The organism is Stomatobaculum longum, from assembly GCA_000242235.1.
Classification (GTDB): domain Bacteria; phylum Bacillota; class Clostridia; order Lachnospirales; family Lachnospiraceae; genus Moryella; species Moryella longum.
In genome coordinates this window covers 305617-324039 of record JH590861.1, presented here as the reverse complement: position 1 = coordinate 324039, position 18423 = coordinate 305617, and the positions used below count along the sequence as shown (strand labels likewise).

Genomic DNA, 18423 nt, shown 5'->3' with positions numbered 1-18423 from the left:
GATGGAACGGCGAGCTCTTTATCTCTATTTGTCCTGTGAGCTCCGACTGACGCGGGCAGAAGTCAGAAAGCTTCCGGGTGATATCTGTGCGCCCGAAGATCTTTTGAATCTTCCGGATAGTTTCCTTGACACTCTGTCACCCGGCTTACAGCACAAACTGGAACAGCTTCCCGATACCGCAGCGCAGCTTTCTGCCGCCTTGCGGGAAATTGAAGAGGCGCTTTATATAAGGCATATACGCTTTCTGACGGCAGCGGATACCGACTGGCCGGAGCGCTTTTCTACCCTGGAGGATCCGCCGCTCTGGCTGTATCTCCGGGGAGATTTGCCGGCGGAATATAACCCGACTGTCGCCATGATAGGCAGCCGCAGCGCCAGTTCCTACGGTCTTCGCATGGCGGATTTTATCGCCGCGGAACTCGCGGCAAAGGGCGTTTCGATTGTGAGCGGTCTCGCCGCAGGAATTGACAGCCGCGCGGAGGAAGCTGCCATCGAGGCGGGCGGAAAGAGTTTTGCCGTGCTCGGCTGCGGTGTCAATATTTGTTACCCCAAAGAAAATTATGCGCTCTTTTCAAAGCTTTGCGAAAACGGAAACGGAATTCTCAGCGAATTTCCGCCGGGCACCGCCTCCCGCGCCTGGCATTTTCCGGATCGAAATCGCCTGATTGCTGCGCTCGGCGATTGTCTCTGCGTGCTGGAGGCGCGCGAACAGCAGAGCGGCAGCTCCATTACCGTAGGTTCGGCGCTCGAACAGGGGAAGGAAATCTTCTGTCTGCCGGGTCGCATCACAGATCCTCTGAGTCGCGGTTGCCATGTCTTTATCCAGAACGGCGCCAATCTGTTGCAGAGTCCGCAGGATATTCTCGACTATCTGGGACTCAGACTTCGCTGCATGCTGACACCGCGCATTCGCTCGGTCGAATCCCTAAGCCCGGAGGAACAGCACTTGTACCGGCTCATTCGGGAGGAAGCCTGTTTCCTGAACCGGCTGTTGCAGCGGAGCGGCTATGACATCGGTACGGTAATGCGCTGTCTCTTAAAACTGGAACTCGAAGGGTATATCGAGCAGCTCTCGGCAAATTACTACAGCGTTTGTTGATAAAAGAGCTGTCATCTCACAGATAAGTACTGTGAGGTGACAGCTCTTTTTTAATCAGCGCAGTTCACCCTTCTTTCGGATGGTAAGTCCCGTGTCTTCGTAGCCGTTCGGGTTGTTCTTCTGCCATCTCCAGGAATCGCGGCACATTTCTTCCAGCGTCTTTTCCGCTTTCCAGCCGAGTTCCCGTTCTGCCTTCGAAGGATCCGCATAGCAAGCGGGAACATCACCCGCGCGGCGCTCCTTGAAGACATAGTTAATCTTGAGGTCGTTTGCCTTCTCGAATGCCGTGATGACATCCAGCACCGAATAGCCGGTTCCGGTTCCGAGGTTATAGATTCTGACTTCAGGTGCCTCTTTGACCATCTTTTCGAGTGCTTTGACATGACCCTTTGCGAGATCTACGACATGGATATAGTCGCGAATACAGGTGCCGTCCTTGGTCTCATAGTCATTGCCGAAGACACCGAGGCAGACCAGCTTTCCGATTGCAACCTGGGTGATGTAAGGAAGCAGGTTATTCGGCACACCCTTCGGGTTTTCTCCCATGCGTCCGGATTCGTGTGCGCCGATCGGGTTAAAGTAGCGGAGCAGCATGACATTCCAGTCCGCATCCGCGGTGTGGAGGTCGGTCAAAATCTGTTCGAGCATCGCCTTGGTTCTGCCGTAGGGATTTGTGACCTCTCCCTTCGGGCACTCTTCCGTAATCGGAACAAAGGCCGGATTGCCATAGACGGTTGCACTCGAGGAGAAGACAATATTCTTGACGCCGTGCTTCCGCATGCACTCACAGAGCACCAGTGTGCCTGTGATATTGTTGTGATAGTATTCGAGCGGTTTATAGACGGACTCGCCGACAGCTTTTAAACCGGCAAAGTGAATGACCGCCTGAATCTCTTCTTTTTCAAAAACCTGATCCAGCTTCTTCTTGTCCAGAAGATCCAGCTCATAAAAGCGCAACTTCTTTCCCGTAATTTCCATCACGCGGTTCAGCGCCTCTTTGCTGGAATTGATAAGATTGTCGACGACGACGACCTCATAGCCCGCGTTTAAAAGTTCCACACAGGTGTGGCTGCCGATAAAACCGGCGCCTCCGGTCACTAAAACTGTCATAGCAAACTGCTCCTCTCAAAATGAATTTTTTATCCGTAGTCTGCTTCTCAGTGGTGGAAGAGACGAATGCCCGTAAATGCCATGGCGATACCGTAGCGATTGCAGGTCTCAATGACCTGGTCATCGCGAATGGATCCGCCCGGTTCCGCGATATAAGAGACACCGCTCTTCCTCGCTCGTTCAATGTTATCGCCGAAGGGGAAGAAGGCATCCGAGACGAGCGAGACGCCGTGTAGCGTATCGAGCCACTGACGCTTCTCTTCCCGCGTGAACGCTTCCGGTCTGACGGTAAATACGCGCTCCCAGCTTCCGTCCCGCAGCAAATCCTCACTCTCCTCACCGATGTAGACATCGATTGCATTGTCGCGATCGGCGCGCTTTACATCTAAGCGGAAGGGAAGGTTTAATACTTTCGGTGACTGTCTGAGATACCAGTTATCGGCCTTCTGCCCCGCCAGCCGTGTGCAGTGAACGCGCGACTGCTGTCCGGCGCCGATGCCGATTGCCTGTCCGTCCAGTGCGTAGCAGACGGAATTGCTCTGGGTGTACTTGAGTGTAATCAGCGCAATCAGCAAGTCGGTCTTTGCGGATTCCGGAATCTCTTTTGCTTCGGTCACGACATTGTTAAGCAGTTCCCGCGTGAGCGGCAACTCGTTTCGTCCCTGTTCGAAACAGACCCCGAAGACCTGCTTGACCTCCGTTGCTGCGGGACGATACGAGGAATCGATTTCAATCACATTGTATTTACCCTTCTTTTTTTCACGGAGTATGGTCAGGGCTTCCTCGGTATAGCCGGGGGCAATCACGCCGTCGGAGACTTCGCGTTTGATGAGACGTGCGGTATCCGCGTCGCAGACATCCGAGAGGGCAATGAAGTCTCCGAAACTCGACATGCGATCGGCACCGCGGGCTCTCGCGTAAGCGCAGGCGAGCGGACTGAGTTCCCTGTCATCTTCAACCCAGTAAATTTTCTTCAGGGTATCCGAGAGGGGACGCCCGCAGGCGGCTCCCGCCGGTGATACATGCTTAAACGAAGTCGCTGCCGGAAGTCCGGTCACCTCTTTTAATTCACGCACCAGCTGCCAGCCGTTCAGGGCATCCAGAAAATTAATGTAACCGGGAGTGCCCGAGAGTACTTTGACCGGAAGTTCCTGTCCGTCTTGCATAAAAATGCGCGCAGGCTTTTGATGCGGGTTGCAGCCGTATTTCAGAGAGAGTTCACTCATTTTGTACCTCCGCTCATCTTCTCATGTCGATTGATCAGAATATCTTTGACGGCGCCGCTTGCAAGATCTGTCTCGCGGACATAGAGTGAAATCTTGTTGTCCGGATCCAAGGCTTCCCAAAGCTTTGCGGCAAACGGCTCGAGTTCGTCATCGACGGAAACGGATTTCGGTTCTCCGCAGAAGCTTTGCAAGGGGGTGCCGTCACCGATATACGTGTGAATCAGATGTCCTTCTCCCGGGAGCGGCGTCGGATAGCTATAGGTAAAGCGGAGGCACTGCGCCGGATTCATGCGATCGCTTTTCAGGATGCTGAGCTCATAGGAAAAATCTCTGTCCGCAAAGTAGAGTACACCGGAAATACGCGGCGTATAGTTCGGCGCGTCCGGTTCAAATTCTCTCACGGAAAGCGCTTCCGCGAAACTCTTTCCGTTCTGAAATCCCTCATAAATCGTATCGGTCTGGTCACCGTTGCTGACAATCAGACGGTTTTCAAAACCTTTCACCGGTGCATAGATAATCAGCGACGGGTCGGAGAGCTTTGCCGGATCAAAGGCTTCTGTCCGGATTCCGTCCGCGGTGCGGGAAAAAATCCGGTTTCTCGAATTTTCACTTCGCCCCATGATGAAATAGGCGAGCATTGCTTTGCTTCCGTCTTTGCTTCTTCCGAGGACTATGCCTCTGCCCGGGTACCGATTTCCCCGGAGCTCCTCATACAGGGAACTTTTTTCCATGAAAAGGTCTCCTTCCTGTCTACCGCACAGTTTCACCTGTATCATAACACCCACTGCAATTTCCTTCAAGAATTGCTCTCGGAGCGTGGACATTTTAGAGTCTGTATTTTATGATTGGGAACGACACTATACCGTTTTTTCCGGAAGGAGGCTTGTCAAGTCATGAGACACATGCTGAAGCCCTTGGATTTTTCCGTCGAGGAGACCGCCGAGCTGCTCTCTCTCGCCGGACGCATTGAAAAAAATCGAGCTGCCTATGCAAAGGTAATGGAGGGAAAGAAGCTTGCGACACTCTTCTATGAGCCGAGCACCAGAACACGTCTTTCCTTTGAGGCAGCGATGCTGAATCTCGGAGGATCGGTTCTCGGTTTCCAGTCTGCCGATGCGAGTTCTGCGAGCAAAGGAGAGAGCGTTGCCGACACGGTTCGCGTCGTTTCCTGCTATGCCGACATTATTGCCATGCGTCATCCCAAGGAAGGTGCACCGATGGTTGCCAGTGAGTTTTCCCGTGTGCCGATTATCAACGCGGGTGATGGAGGCCACCAGCATCCGACACAGACTCTGACAGATCTCATGACCATACAGTCTCTGAAGGGAAGACTTGATCACATGACGGTCGGACTTTGCGGCGACCTGAAGTTTGGCCGCACGGTTCATTCGCTGATCAGTTCCCTGATTCGTTACCCCGGCATTCGCTTTGTGCTGATTTCGCCGCCGGAACTCCGGATTCCGGGCTATATCCGGGAAGATGTGCTTGAAAAGAATCGGATTCCGTTTACCGAGGTCGACAGTCTGGAGGCCTCCATGCCGGATCTCGACATACTCTATATGACGCGCGTGCAGAAAGAGCGTTTTTTCAACGAGGAGGACTATATCCGCCTGAAGGACAGCTATATTCTGACTGAGGAGAAGTTGAAAAACGCAAAGGAGGATATGTTCATCCTGCATCCGCTGCCGCGTGTCAATGAGATTGCGGTGGAAGTGGACAAGGATCCCCGCGCAGCGTATTTCAAACAGGTACAATACGGTGTCTATGTCCGCATGGCGCTTATCATGAAGCTTTTGGAGGTAAAAGAGACATGTTAAATATCAGCGGCCTCTCGGAGGGCATTGTCCTGGATCACATCAAGGCGGGCAAGAGCCTCGATATTTACTATCAGCTCGGTCTCAACAAGCTGGATTCCCAGATTGCGATTATCAAGAATGCACACTCCCAGAAAATGGGAAGAAAGGATATCATCAAGGTGGAGGGGGATGTGCTCGACCGCATCGACCTCGATGTCCTCGGTTACATTGACCACAGTATTACGGTCAACATCATCCGCGACAGCAAGATTGTCGAAAAGCGTGTTCTTAGGCTGCCGAAACAGATTACCAATGTGATTCACTGCAAGAATCCGCGCTGCATTACTTCGATTGAGCAGGAGCTTCCGCATATCTTCTATCTCTCCGATCCGGAGCGAGAAATTTATCGCTGCCGCTACTGTGACGAGCGCTACACCGACAAGACGCGCTGAGTCCCGGTTCCTTTTTGTAAAGTACTTGTCAGATTCTGCCTCGTGTTATACAATACTAATTAGCAATAGCTATCTCACATTATGTCAGGAGGTATGACATGAAGAATCTGGATTGTTACCTTTCCAATCTGATGATCGGAAATATCAAGCTTCATAACCTGCATTGGAATGTGACGGGGCTCACATTCAAGGCAGTGCATGAGTATCTGGAGTCTCTCTACGAGGACAGCTTTGAGAAGTATGACGAGGTCGCGGAACTGCAGAAGCAGTTCGGACTTCCGGTGCTCGCCTCTGCCAAGGACTATCTGGAGAATACCAGTCTGAAGGAGCTTGGCAATGCGGAATACAGCCCGCGCGAAGCAATCGAACTCGCAAAAGAGTATATCGAGACCATGCGCGCACTTGCGCTGACGATTCGCGAAGAGGCGCAGAAGGAGGATTGCTTTGTTTTAAGCAACCTGATGGAGGATCATGTCACGGGATATGACAAGCACCTCTGGTTCCTCGGCAATATGCTGAAGTAATCGATTGAACGAAAAAACAGAGCGAATACAGCCACTGTATTCGCTCTGTTTTTTTGTTTGAGAGAAAGACGGGCGATAAGCCGGGTTATGTCGTGGATGATCATCTATCTAGCTGTGCCGTCACCGGCACAGTCGAGCAACCTACCCGGACAGTGTTGTCTCGAGAGACAACCGACGGGCCGCCGATCTGTCCTGTTCGGTCTTGCTTCGGATGGGGTTTACATGTGCCCCGGATGTTACCACCCGGGCGGTGGTCTCTTACACCGCCTTTGCACCCTTACCGGCCTTGGCCGGCGGTTCTTTTCTGTTGCACTTTCCTGGGAGTTTCCTCCACCGGACGTTATCCGGCATCCTGCCCTTTGAAGCCCGGACTTTCCTCACCTGCAGCCTTTCGTCTCTGCAGCCGCGATCACCTGCCCATCTTTCGGCATACATTATAGCACAGTCTCCGATGTTCGTATACAGACTATGCACCGTAAGCGCTGCCGCCGATAAATTCTCGCAGCAGGGAGGTCGCCGGAATTTCTTCGGACGGAAAAGTCAGAAAGTAGCTCAAAAATTTCAGGAGTCGCTTTGCCTCCAGGAAAGAGGGATGCTCTTCCGGGATGTCAAAGAGCAGAGCCTCTGCATAGGGCTTCAGGGCTGCTGTCTCATAGGGCAGAGCCGAATTAAAGACATCATCCGCATTTTCCTGATAAGGAAAGATATAGCGTGTCTCTCCCGCGCTGACGGAAGCCCAGCGCGCCAGACTCTCGGCTGCATTGTTGCCGCGAAGTCTCGCATCCCGTACAATGCGACGCAAAATACGGGCATCGCTGGTCGGAATGCGGTTATGGGCATCCAGATTCAGCTGTGTCAGACAGCTCACATAGATTTTATGCTTTTTTTCGGCCGGAATCGAAAAAGACAGCGCCTCATTGAGGCAGTGAATCCCTTCGACCAGCAGAATATCCGACGGCGCGCACTGTAAAAAGTCTCCGCTGTAGCGCCGCTCGCCCGAAATAAAATCAAACCGTGGCAATTCGACGCGTTCTCCGCGAAGCAGTGCATTCAGATCGCGATTAAAACAGTCGACATCCAGCGCGCCGAGGGATTCAAAATCGAAATTCCCTTTTTCATCGCGAGGTGTATCGCTCCGGTTTTTAAAATAGTTGTCGACTTCAATCGCATGCGGTGTCTTTCCGAGTGCCAGTAGCTGGGTGGCAAGGCGGCGGGCAAAGGTTGTTTTGCCGGAAGAGCTGGGACCTGCAATCAGTACAATCCGCACGGCATTGCGCCCGCAAATCTTTTCTGCGAGATCTCCGATGCGTTTTTCCATCTGGGCTTCCGCGCAGAGAATGAGTTCTTTCATTTTTCCGGAAGTTGCGCGCGCATTGAGGGCGCCAACAGTCTCAATCTTTTGTCGGGAAAGGTTCTCGCGGCTCTCTTCCATCGCCCGGAAAATCTTTTGTGAAGGCTGAAATGCGGCGAGTTGCACGGGAAGTCGCTGTGCGGGGAGGCAGAGCACAAAGCCGTCTTCATACGGTCGCAATGAAAAGTCGGTGAGATATGAGCTGTCCGGAAGCATATAACCGTAAAAGTAATCTTCATATTCGCCGAGCCGGTATAGATTGACCGAGGAATATATGCGAAAGCGAAGTAATTCCGCCTTGTCTTGCATGCCCCGCGCCGCAAAGAGCCGTACCGCTTCCCGCGTCGGAACGCTGCGCTTCTCAATGGGATGTGCGGCCGCGGCCAGGACGCGCATTTCCGCTTCGAGACGTGCGAGCTCTGTTTCCGTCACCGTCTGTCTGCCGGCAATACGACAGCGCAAGGCACCGCTCTCTTTATAGTCAATCCAGACAGCTGCGCTTCTTTCACCATAGAGTTTATGATAGGCGGCGAGCAGAAGTAAAATCGCACTGCGCTCGTAACTCTGATATCCCGCCTTATCCCGTATGGTCAAAAAGCGGAGTTCTCCCTCCTCTTCCACGGTTGCTCCGAGCTCATGCAGAATACCGTTTAGCGTCACAAGCAGAATGGGCGAAGTATATCCGGACGAGAACTGTTTTGCAAGCTCCAGAAAACGAGTGCCCTTCGGAACTTCGAATGTTTTTCCGTCCAGTCTCAATTTTAGTTGTTGTTTCATCTCTCAATCCTCAAAGCGCGCCAGCGTTTCTCTGAGCAAGGTTAGGCTGTCACACAGTTCCTCTCGCTTTTTTGCCAAGGCAGGGCGGGTTGCCGCATCCGGCAGCTGTGTCAAAATGAACTGCTCTTTTCGGAGGTGTTCCTGCAAATAAGTGCGAAGCAGCGGATGTCGCTTAAGCAGCAGTCCGGGACCGAAACGGCGCGAAGCCGCAACGGAAAATCCTGCGGAAAGCGCCTCTCGATAAGCAGCCTCCCCGTCTCCGTTTTCACAGACCAGAATGACATAGTATTTGCCGTCTTCAACGAGCAGCTGTTCGTCCGTAAGCTGAAAATTATGTGCCGCGAGATAGGCCCGGAAGGCTTCCCATTCTGTATGCGGTGAGAATACATAGCGCTTTACAGACTCCCGAAAAGCAGGTCCCGGCTGTCCGCCTTCCGCAAGACCGCATGTCAGAATGTTCTGCATGAGTTGCCCGCCCATCCCCGCAATCAGCACACAGTCTGCTTCACCGGGCTTCAGGGCGGCAAAGCCATCGGATTGCCGCAGGGAAACAGCCTCGGAAAGTCCCAGAGAAGCGAGATTCGCGGCAGCGCGCGCCAGCGGCCCTGTACCGATATCCAGCGCTATGGCACTTTGGATGCGACCGCGCTGTAAGAGATCTGCCGGAATCCAGGCGTGATCTGTTCCGATATCTGCGAGCACGGAGTTTGCGGGGACCAAGTCAGCGAGCGCACGGAGGCGTGCGGATAAATGTAATTGCTCTTCTCCCATGTGTCACCTCCGGATGGTAAGTTTTAAGTGTTGGAGCGCCGCTTTTTCCCGCATGGCAGCCTGCAATTCTTCGGCTGTACTGCTGTTTCGAAGCCTACGGTCGGCCGCATCTTTTCGTATACTGCGGATACAGTCGAGAATCGCCTGATCTTTCTCGGCTACGGAGAGGGCTTCCCCGGGTGCTGTGTGAAAAACGGAAGTCACGAGGCTTTCCTTTTCACTGTCTTCCACATAGTCGTTCAAAAGAGCGCCGATATCGGATTTGCCGCTCTGCAACATTGCAAAGACCTTTTCGGCGAGTTCGCGATAAAAGGCATCCGTAAAATCGGACGGAGAAATCCATGCCGAAAGCTGGGAATACAGCGAAGGCTCTTCCGCGAGAAAGGCGAGTAACAGCTTCTGACTTTTCAGTGAGGCATTCTCCCTGTCCTTCCGGACATTGCGTTGCGTTCCCGAACCCGATCTCGGCCCCACCTCACCGCCTGCTGCCATGCCGGAAGCACCGACGCGGTTGACCAGCTGCCGGAGAGCATCAGCCGGAATCATCTGCTCTCTCGCCACAGCATCGATATAATTATTTCGCTCGAGCGGTTCGGAAAAACTTGCGAGCAGAGCTGCGATTTCTTCATAAAAACGCGTCTTTTCAGCCGGATCCCGGAGGTCGTGTTGTGTGGCCAGAATCTGTACTTCCCAGAGAACCGCATTGCGCGCTTCTCGAATGCGCTCTTCGTAGGCTTCCCGACCGAGTGCTTTGATAAATTCATCCGGATCCTTATACGGCTTCATCGAGAGAACCCGAGGCCGCAACATGGCATTCCGAATCATAGGAATGGCACGGCGCGCCGCCTTAATGCCGGCATTGTCCGAATCATAGCTTAAAATTGTTACATTCGCGTTTGGCAGCGTTCTCTTGATATGCAGAATCTGCTGCTCCGTGAGAGCTGTCCCGAGAGAGGCGACCGCGCTCGCAAAGCCCGCCTGATGCAGGGCAATCACATCCATATAACCTTCACAGAGAATAATATACGCTTCGCGTTTGCGCCGCGCATAGTTGAGCCCGTAGAGATTTTTGCTCTTGTCAAACAGTTTTGTCTCCGGTGAATTCAGATATTTCGGTTCTCCGTCTCCCATGACGCGCCCGCCAAAGGCGATGACACGACTGTTGCTGTCCATAATCGGAAACATCACGCGATTCCAGAACTTATCCCGGGCGCCCCGCTCCTCGATGGTCACAAGACCCGATTCTCGCAGTTCCGCATCCGTATAACCTTTACTCTTTAAGTAGTGATAGAGTTCGCCCGGGCGTTTACTCGAAAAGCCAAGGCCGAAATGCCGTATGGTTTCATCGCTGAGGCCTCGTTCTTTCAGATACCGGTAGGCCTGCAGACCTTCTTCGGTGTGCAGCAACTGATAAAAATGAGTTGCCGCAACTTTATGAATTTCAAGCAGCCGTTCTTTTAGGCTGCGCTCCCGCAGTTCTTCTTTGCTCGCTTCGCGCTCCGGAAGTTGCATACCGGCACGCGCGGCGAGGGAGCGCAGAGCTTCCGGAAAGGAAAGATTTTCATAGTCCATCACAAAACCGATGACGTTGCCTCCCTTTCCGCAACCAAAACAGTGATAGGTCTGGCGATCCGGAGATACGGAGAAGGAGGGCGTTTTTTCCGAGTGGAAGGGACAAAGTCCCACATAGGTTTTGCCGCGGCGTTTCAGCGCGAGGTGTTCGGAAACAAGATCCACAATGTCATTTCGTGCGCGTACTTCTTCAATAACCTCTTTGGAATAATACAAGTTTAAACCTGCTTTCTCAATGCAACTGCTTATAACACGGTCCAGGCACGCGGTACAAAGAGCTCTCCGAAAATGCGGACTGCGTACTGGTCACTCATTCCCGCGATATAGTCGCAGACGGTTCTCTCGATGGGCTGATCGAGTTCGGACATAAAGTACCGATACTCTTCCGGCATCTGTTCCGGATATTTTAAAAAATATTCATAGAGGCGTGCAATCATAGCTTCTGCCTTGCCCTCCTCCGCTTTGGGCGCACTGCCCCGGTAGACATGCTGAAAGAGCCATGCCCGAAGCTGCATCATAATTTGAAAGCGCTCCGCGCTCATATTGACGGAATCGGCGTTGAGACTGGTGTGAATCACATCCCGTATCATACAGTTGAGCCTGTCTCTAACACTGTGACCGAGCGCGTCTGTGAATTCCGCGGGAATATCTTCCTCCCGAAAGATACCGGCGCGAATCGAGTCGTCGATGTCGTGGTTAATATAGGCAATTTTATCCGCAAGTCGCACAACGGCCCCCTCATAGGTGCGCGGGGTACTGTGCGTTCCGTGGTTTCGGATACCGTCGCGCACTTCCAGCGTCAGGTTGAGCCCCTTTCCGCGTTTTTCTAAGAATTCGACGGTTCGCACACTCTGTGCGCTGTGTTTGAACCCGCCCGGGCAGAGGCCGTTCAGAACGCGTTCTCCCGCATGCCCAAAGGGCGTATGACCTAGGTCGTGTCCCAGCGCAATGGCTTCCGTGAGGTTTTCGTTGAGATGCAGGCACTTCGCGATGGTGCGCGCTATCTGTGAGACCTCCAGCGTGTGTGTGAGACGCGTGCGATAGTGATCGCCCTCGGGAGCGAGAAACACCTGCGTTTTATGTTTCAGACGGCGAAACGCCTTACAGTGCAGGATGCGATCGCGATCGCGCTGAAAACAGGGGCGCAAATCATCTTCGGCCTCTAAGCGTTCTCTTCCGACCGAGTCCCGGCTGAGCGTTGCATACTTCGATAAAAAGCGGCTCTCTTCCTCTTCCAGCTCTTCCCGTATGGTCATATCACTGCCTCCTCTCCGGCGATTCCACAGTTTCATTCTATCAGAAAAAGCACCGGATTGCCCGGTGCTCATTTCGTGCAGAGAAAGGGACTTGAACCCTCATGACATTGCTGTCACACGGACCTGAACCGTGCGCGTCTGCCAATTCCGCCATCTCTGCGAACAAATAGATTTTACCAGAGCGGCGGGAGGCTGTCAATTGTTTTTTTGTTTTTCGTCACTTTGTGATGATTGTAAGATGAACAAGGACAATAAAAAAGAGCCGATGACGAACTCGTGGCATGATGAAGCTACCACACATCAACACACCGGGAGGTTTGCCATGGCCCGGAACGAGTATACCACAAATAGAAAATATCGCCACCTGACACGCGAAAAGCGCGCACAGATTGAAGTGCTACTGCAATTAAAGCTTCCCAAAAGTCGCATTGTACGCGAAGTCGGGATTGCAAGATCAACTTTATATAATGAGCTTGCCAGAGGTACTGTACAGCAGCTAGGACGGAATCCGGAGCTATACACGCGGTACTTCGGAGATCCAGGACAGCGCGTCTACGAACATCGAAGGCGAAATAGCCATTGCCCCATGAAACTGGCGAAAGCTAAGAAATTCGTGTCTTTTGCGGTAAAACAGATACTGACAAAGCATCCGGCACCTGATACGATTTGCGATCTTGTCAGAGAAAAAGGCTGTTTTACCGAGATGGTTTGCAGCAAGACTCTTTATAACTATATCGAGCGTGGATTGTTAAAAGCTCGAAATATCGATCTCGCGCTAAAGGTCAAACGTAAACAACACCGTAAGGGACATCCGCAGCATAAGCGACTGTATGGTCTGAGTATTGAAGCTCGCCCCAAGTAGTCAATCAGCGGAAAGAGTTCGGGCATTGGGAGATTGATACCGTGGTCGGTCGAAAGGAGTCACAATCCGTTTTGTTGACACCGGATGAGCGAATCACAAGATTTCGACACATTATAAAGATATCCGGTAGAAGCACACAAGCAGTCGAGCAAGGTTTAAAAACGCTCCGAGAGCTGTACGGAGAACGATTCAGCCAAGTCTTTCGCTCCATCACAAGTGACAATGGCAGTGAATTTGCTTCACTGCCACAGTTGCTTCCCGCGATACCCATATACTATGCTCATCCTTACTCCGCCTACGAACGCGGGCTGAACGAAAAGCAGAACTCATTGATTCGCCGGTTCTTGCCAAAGGGTCGCTCTTTTGATGGAGTCACGGACGAGCAAATACGAGAGATTCAGGATTGGATCAATCAACTCCCCCGAAAATCTTTTCATTACAGTTCGCCGGAGGAATTATTTCAGACTGTCCTACTTGATCTTGTAATCTAGCTTTACGATTCTCTTGCAATTCTCTCGTCCCAACTCCCATCCGCTTTCAGAAGATAACCATCCGGAGATCTCTGACTCTTCAGCATTCTTCCCTGGGTGCCATCCGAAACGGTGTGGAAATAATACCATTTGCTGTCAATTTGTTGCCATCCAATCCGCATAGCACCCTTTGTGCCATCAGAGACAGGATTCAAATAATACCATTCTCCTGTTTTGTCCTGAATCCAGCCAGAACGCATAGCGCCAGAACTGTCCATAAAATACCAGTTTCCGTCGACATTTGCCCAGCCGGTTACCATCTTGTTACTGTCGTCAAAGAGATACCAGTTCTCCGAGAGATATGCCCATGCAGATTTCGCCGGTGTGCCATTAACATCCAGCTGCCATCCAGATCCTGTTTGCTTCCAGTTGCCATGGCGATAGATTCTTCCATTGGTCTGTATATAAGAATACGGATGCGAGGAACTGCTGCCATTTCCGAAAACAGAACTTCTGTGCCCACGGCGAGAAGCGCCCGCGCTGCCGCTGCCGGAATGCCTGGAACTTCCGCTGTTGCCAGAGTCCGGCGTAGATGGCGTTGCCCGCCCGTTGGGCGTTGGAACGGAAGGCGTTGGAACAGAGGGCACTGGAACAGAAGGCGTTGCCAGCCCACTGCTGCCAGAACTCGTCTGCACTTGCAAAGTAAAGCTTTCTGTATAGACCCATCCGCCGGAATCCGTCGCTCTTACCTGCAAGTGGATGCTTGACTCTGTGGCAGCATCCACACTCACATTATCTTTTAGTTTCAGCTTACCATCGGCGCTGACTTCAAAGCGCGCATCGCTCACAGTATAAGTATGTGTGTCTCCAACGTTGAGATCAATCGTCGTAAGCTGTCCTACAACTTCGCCCGGTCGGCCTGCTGTCAGTACATTGTTGGACAGTGTTATCTTTTTCGGAGGCTGGTTCTTAGGCCTTGCCACCTCTATCGTAAAAGCTTTCGTCAGAGAGGCACCAAGTGCATCCGTTGCAGTTACATGGAGGGTTATTGTTCCCACCGAGCCAAACGGAATATAGTTTTCGCCTTTTAGACGCAGCAGATTATCGTATACAATTTCAAAGCGCGGATCATCGACGGTGTATGTGTGCAGATCTCCGATATCTGGATCCGTAGTGCTAAGGAGCCCTACTTCCGCCAGATATTCATTGCTGTAGATAAACAGCGGATTGAGCGTGATATCCGTCGGCGCGTGATTTGCATAGTTTACCGGCAGAGTGGGGGGACTGACGGCATTTTCTGCATTTCCAGCTTTGTCTATATACTGAACCCGCACGGTAATTTCTTTTCCAGTATCTGCTACTGTCGGGATATAACTGGACTGTGTCGCGCCGCCAATGGCTGTTCCATCCGCATACCACTGATAGGAGGAAATCGCTGATGCCGGAACCAGTACGGAATTATGGACATGCAGTTCTCCATAATCACCGTCGTATACCTTGGCGAGTAGTGTCTGTCCGGCATGAGCAATGCCGCGAATATAGACAGCAGACTTGAATATATTATTCTGAATTATATTACTGCTCTCTCCAGTCGTGTCAACAATGTTTCCGCCGTAAATGGTATTGTCGCTGACTGTCACATGGCTTGTCGGATGACGTCCATCGTTGCGAAGCCGAATGCCCCAATGCGTATCATTTTCTGTGATACTTTGATCATGATAAACGACATTGCCAGTGATCTCACCGCTCTGCAGACCTACCAGATTGATGCCAGTTCTGTTCTCTCGTATGGTGTTGTCGGCAAAAGTCAGATTTGCCGCGACACTGTTTGCATAGTGATTGCCAACCACAAAACCGGTACTGTTTCCAGCAAATACACAGTTGCGTATTTCGATATCTTTTACAATCGGATGATCCCCTTCAGGCTCTATATCAATTCCGGATTTCGGAGGCGTGCCATCGGAGTGCTTAAATTCTGACTCCAGTATTTTGACATTTTGACCGCCAACAATCGACATTCCCTGACGGCGATTATGGTCGCAGATCACTCTGTAGATGGTGATATTTCTGCTGTCCTCTCCTAAAAACACACCGTCTCCCCAAAATTCACTGGCATGCAGATTCTCGATGACTACATTGGTCGCATCGGTAATACGAACACCATAGCCGGTCTGTCCCAGATTTCCAATGTGCTGGTCGCGGTCACCAATTAACGTACCGCCGAGGATATGTACATTATTGACATGCGTGATACTGAACATCTGATAGGATCTTTCTCCGTTGGGAATTGCCTGAAGTACAGCGCCGTTCGCCATGCGCACAATGACATTGCTTTTCAGTACCAGCCCTGCCTTTTCATAGCTGTATCCCGTCTGATGCAAGGTGTCGATCCTGTAGTGGCCTGCCGGGATGTCTACAATGCCTCCGCCTGCTGCTGCAGCTGCATCAATGGCTCTTTGTATTGCCGCGGTATCATCGCTCACACCGTCTCCCACTGCGCCATAGGCCGCGTCACGCACATTTGCCACAAAGCTGGTCACAGGATCAGGAACATAAACGCCTGTTGACGCTGATGCACTCTGTGAAAAGATGCACAGGAAGCAAAGCAACATTGATAAAAAACATACAGGCCATCTCTTTTTCATTTTTCCACATCTCTCCTTTCCTTCTTCTGTCAGCCTGACAAGCTACAGACAGTTTTAGTCTATACCTCCGGACAGAGAAATACAAATAGAAAAGAGCCAATGACAACCCCTATCAAGAAGTTAGTCATGGCTCAGAAAAAAGTACTAGTCGGAGAAAAATTTTACTGTTCACCGCAATGCAGCGTTTCTATTTTTTGATTGATTTCCCGCACCAGTTTTTTTTGATGTAAATAAAAGAAATACCAGATTGCAACTGAAAACAACACTTCAAACGCAATTATAATGAGCACTGTCCCAATGCCCTGCTCATGTGGAATCCATCCGATCAGCCATGAAGTAATAATCATCACCGTGCAGCCGACGCCCATATGAATCAGCGTCTTTGTGAGCAGCGATAGATTGTCTCTTTCATAGACAACAGATGGGATTCCGAATCCAAGCCCCACGGAAAGACAGCCGAGAGCCATTCTGGAATAGGCGTAGTGCTGCAGAGCAAAACTTCCGCCGCTATAAAAATCCTTTATCACCCCAATGATTACAAAGATGCTCATGGAAATACTGACGCTACACATGACAGCTGAAAGCAAATTTCTATGTTTCTTCATGCGCTTACCTCCTCTTCGCTCAGAGCCCCAGATATCGTTTGAAATCCGGGAGATATTTTCTGGAAACATAATCCCGCAGGCCATTTTTCAGCACTAAGACCATAACGCCGCCAAGTCCCGGCGCAGCATAGTCCAACAGTTGTAAATTCATGATTGCGCTCTTTGAAATCCGCATAAAATTTCTGCCGAGCATTCCCTCCAGTTCGTAGAGCCTTCTGTTGCTTTGATACTGTTTCTTTGCCGTATAGATGATTGTTTTTTCATTTTCCACGCGGACCAGATAAATCTCCTCTGGATGAAGCATGACGATCTTGTCGTTTTCTTCTGCAGGCACCAGATCGGCGCGTTCTTCTGCAAGAACAGCCGCTGCGCGGTGAACTTCCGTGGTGAGCTCTCCGGTGTAAATCACGGCGTAGGGGGATTTCAAATCCGGCTGTAATTTAATCTCGACCTTCATGCGGTTTTCTCTCCTCTCTGTATCTGCAGTATAGCGAATGATTTTCTGTTTGTCTTATGATTCACGGCAAGTGGCATGTCGGGAGAGCTCACATGCAGTGTAAGGAAGTCAAGCTGCTGTTGTTGCAACAAAAAAACAGACCCTCATCGCTTGCCTGTCGCGACAAAAGCCTGTAATTTTCTTGTTTATGCGAGTGCCTTCTTTGCAGTCTCAACGAGCTTTGCAAAACCTTCAGCGTCGTTGATTGCGAGCTCGGAGAGAACCTTGCGGTTCAGAATGACATCAGCCTTCTTCAGACCGAACATAAACTTCGAGTAAGAAATCTTGTTCATTCTGCAAGCTGCGTTGATTCTTGCAATCCAGAGCTGACGGAACTGTCTCTTTCTCTGCTTTCTGCCCTCGTACGCTGTGCTCAGCGCTCTCATGACAGTCTGCTTTGCAATTCTGTACTGCTTGGAACGTGCGCCTCTATAGCCCTTAGCGAGCTTTAAAACTCTGTTGTGCTTTGCCTTCGCGTGCATCGCGCCTTTCACTCTTGCCATCTTGCTTCCTCCTTCTTCACGTCAAGTCCGATTATAAATACGGCAGGATCTTCTTCATGACCTTCGAGTTCGTGCTGTCGGTCACGATGTCTTTTCTCAGATTTCTCTTGCGCTTCGTGGACTTCTTCGTCAAGATGTGAGACTTGTACGCCTTGTTCCGAATCAGCTTGCCGCTACCGGAAACTTTAAAACGCTTTGCTGCTGCTCTGCTTGTCTTTACCTTCGGCATGATACTTTCCTCCTTAGTTCTTCTTTGCGCTCATAAACATGACCAACGTTCTGCCCTCAACTTTCGAAGGCTTGTCAATCACGGCAATATCAGCGAGTGACTTCGCGAAATCATCCAGGATATATCTCGACTGGTTCATGTGCGACATTTCTCTGCCGCGGAAGCGCAGTGTTACCTTTACTTTGTTGCCCTTCTCCAGAAATTTTCTGGCAGCATTGGTTTTTGTGGCCAGATCATTCGTGTCGATATTGGGGGACAAACGCACTTCCTTCAATTCAACAATCTTTTGCTTCTTCTTGGCTTCCTTGTCCCGTCGTATCATCTCATAGCGATACTTCCCGTAATCGATGATTTTGCAGACAGGCGGTTTTGCCATCGGGGAGATGCAGACCAAATCCAGTTCTGCTTCTTCCGCAATTTTCAGAGCATCCTGCGAGGACATAATTCCAAGCTGCTCTCCGTCTGTCCCGATGAGACGAACCTCACGGAAACGTACCTGTCCGTTAACCAATGACTCGCTGATAGCTGAACACCTCCATTTATGCTGCAGCTGCTGCTGCAATAAAAAAGACATGGCAGCAGTTCCTGCCATGTCTAAAGTAAAGGTCATCAAAAGGAAAGATGAATTCACTTTATGAACCCGGGTCACAGATATGTGCCGAGGTGAGGCAAGCCTGCT

General features: G+C 51.2%; 17 protein-coding genes, 1 tRNA gene, 1 other RNA gene and 1 pseudogene. 5 read left to right on the top strand and 15 right to left on the bottom strand.

All coding sequences use genetic code 11. The features are described from left to right. Position 1: 1 nt before the first annotated feature. Positions 2 to 1099, top strand: a complete 1098-nt coding sequence (gene dprA, locus HMPREF9623_RS01395; RefSeq protein WP_009532101.1) for a DNA-processing protein DprA — start codon at positions 2 to 4, stop codon at positions 1097 to 1099. A gap of 54 nt (positions 1100 to 1153) precedes the next feature. On the opposite strand, the gene galE is transcribed toward dprA, so the two are convergent. From galE to HMPREF9623_RS01380, 3 genes are read right to left on the bottom strand one after another with little or no spacing between them, the layout of a single operon-like run. After that, positions 1154 to 2209: a UDP-glucose 4-epimerase GalE gene (galE, locus tag HMPREF9623_RS01390; RefSeq protein ID WP_009532100.1), complete on the bottom strand. Its 1056-nt coding sequence runs from the start codon at positions 2207 to 2209 to the stop codon at positions 1154 to 1156. 47 nt (positions 2210 to 2256) lie between these two features. Continuing rightward, a complete protein-coding gene (locus HMPREF9623_RS01385; RefSeq protein ID WP_009532099.1) occupies positions 2257 to 3435 on the bottom strand; it encodes a phosphoribosylaminoimidazolecarboxamide formyltransferase in 1179 nt (392 codons plus the stop codon). Continuing rightward, entirely contained in the window at positions 3432 to 4166 is a 735-nt protein-coding gene (locus HMPREF9623_RS01380) for an IMP cyclohydrolase (protein ID WP_009532098.1), read from the bottom strand. Before HMPREF9623_RS01380 ends, HMPREF9623_RS01385 begins: the two co-directional genes overlap by 4 nt. 162 nt (positions 4167 to 4328) lie before the next feature. On the opposite strand from HMPREF9623_RS01380, the gene pyrB reads away from it, so the two are divergent. The 3 genes from pyrB to HMPREF9623_RS01365 all read left to right on the top strand — a co-directional run bounded on the left by pyrB (position 4329) and on the right by HMPREF9623_RS01365 (position 6207). Continuing rightward, positions 4329 to 5252 carry an aspartate carbamoyltransferase gene (gene pyrB / locus HMPREF9623_RS01375; RefSeq protein ID WP_009532097.1) on the top strand — a complete coding sequence of 308 codons (924 nt, stop codon included), beginning with the start codon at positions 4329 to 4331 and terminating at the stop codon, positions 5250 to 5252. Further along, positions 5246 to 5683: an aspartate carbamoyltransferase regulatory subunit gene (locus HMPREF9623_RS01370; RefSeq protein ID WP_009532096.1), complete on the top strand. Its 438-nt coding sequence runs from the start codon at positions 5246 to 5248 to the stop codon at positions 5681 to 5683. Before pyrB ends, HMPREF9623_RS01370 begins: the two co-directional genes overlap by 7 nt. Before the next feature lie 98 nt (positions 5684 to 5781). Beyond that, the gene (locus HMPREF9623_RS01365) at positions 5782 to 6207 is read left to right on the top strand and encodes a Dps family protein (protein ID WP_009532095.1); all 426 of its coding nucleotides are present in this window, start codon (positions 5782 to 5784) and stop codon (positions 6205 to 6207) included. Positions 6208 to 6267: 60 nt separating this feature from the next. Here HMPREF9623_RS01365 and rnpB read toward each other — a convergent pair. From rnpB to HMPREF9623_RS01340, 6 genes are all read right to left on the bottom strand, one after another. After that, positions 6268 to 6632, bottom strand: an RNA gene (rnpB, locus tag HMPREF9623_RS10795) — RNase P RNA component class A. A 41-nt stretch (positions 6633 to 6673) separates the two neighbouring features. Further along, positions 6674 to 8335, bottom strand: a complete 1662-nt coding sequence (locus tag HMPREF9623_RS01360; protein ID WP_009532094.1) for a nucleoside kinase — start codon at positions 8333 to 8335, stop codon at positions 6674 to 6676. A gap of 3 nt (positions 8336 to 8338) precedes the next feature. Next, positions 8339 to 9106, bottom strand: coding sequence for a tRNA (adenine(22)-N(1))-methyltransferase (locus tag HMPREF9623_RS01355; protein ID WP_009532093.1), 768 nt, complete (start codon positions 9104 to 9106; stop codon positions 8339 to 8341). Between the two features lie 3 nt (positions 9107 to 9109). Beyond that, positions 9110 to 10894 (bottom strand): DNA primase, encoded by a 1785-nt coding sequence (dnaG, locus tag HMPREF9623_RS01350; RefSeq protein WP_009532092.1) that lies wholly within the window; start codon positions 10892 to 10894, stop codon positions 9110 to 9112. A 29-nt stretch (positions 10895 to 10923) separates the two neighbouring features. Further along, positions 10924 to 11934 (bottom strand): deoxyguanosinetriphosphate triphosphohydrolase, encoded by a 1011-nt coding sequence (locus HMPREF9623_RS01345; protein ID WP_009532091.1) that lies wholly within the window; start codon positions 11932 to 11934, stop codon positions 10924 to 10926. Between the two features lie 76 nt (positions 11935 to 12010). Continuing rightward, positions 12011 to 12094, bottom strand: a tRNA-Leu gene (locus HMPREF9623_RS01340). A 162-nt stretch (positions 12095 to 12256) separates the two neighbouring features. On the opposite strand from HMPREF9623_RS01340, the pseudogene HMPREF9623_RS12295 reads away from it, so the two are divergent. Then, positions 12257 to 13287, top strand: a pseudogene (locus HMPREF9623_RS12295) (IS30 family transposase). Between the two features lie 2 nt (positions 13288 to 13289). Here HMPREF9623_RS12295 and HMPREF9623_RS01330 read toward each other — a convergent pair. The 6 genes from HMPREF9623_RS01330 to infC form a co-directional block, all read right to left on the bottom strand. Continuing rightward, a complete protein-coding gene (locus tag HMPREF9623_RS01330) occupies positions 13290 to 15911 on the bottom strand; it encodes a right-handed parallel beta-helix repeat-containing protein (RefSeq protein WP_009532089.1) in 2622 nt (873 codons plus the stop codon). A gap of 161 nt (positions 15912 to 16072) precedes the next feature. Continuing rightward, on the bottom strand, positions 16073 to 16516 hold the full coding sequence (locus HMPREF9623_RS01325; RefSeq protein ID WP_009532088.1) for a DUF3021 domain-containing protein: 444 nt from the start codon (positions 16514 to 16516) through the stop codon (positions 16073 to 16075). Between the two features lie 19 nt (positions 16517 to 16535). Next, the gene (locus HMPREF9623_RS01320; RefSeq protein ID WP_009532087.1) at positions 16536 to 16973 is read right to left on the bottom strand and encodes a LytTR family DNA-binding domain-containing protein; all 438 of its coding nucleotides are present in this window, start codon (positions 16971 to 16973) and stop codon (positions 16536 to 16538) included. Positions 16974 to 17158: 185 nt separating this feature from the next. Beyond that, positions 17159 to 17515, bottom strand: a complete 357-nt coding sequence (rplT, locus tag HMPREF9623_RS01315) for a 50S ribosomal protein L20 (protein WP_009532086.1) — start codon at positions 17513 to 17515, stop codon at positions 17159 to 17161. Between the two features lie 31 nt (positions 17516 to 17546). Beyond that, positions 17547 to 17744 (bottom strand): 50S ribosomal protein L35, encoded by a 198-nt coding sequence (gene rpmI / locus HMPREF9623_RS01310; RefSeq protein ID WP_009532085.1) that lies wholly within the window; start codon positions 17742 to 17744, stop codon positions 17547 to 17549. A gap of 13 nt (positions 17745 to 17757) precedes the next feature. Continuing rightward, positions 17758 to 18255 carry a translation initiation factor IF-3 gene (infC, locus tag HMPREF9623_RS01305; RefSeq protein ID WP_040799300.1) on the bottom strand — a complete coding sequence of 166 codons (498 nt, stop codon included), beginning with the start codon at positions 18253 to 18255 and terminating at the stop codon, positions 17758 to 17760. Positions 18256 to 18423 lie beyond the last annotated feature (168 nt).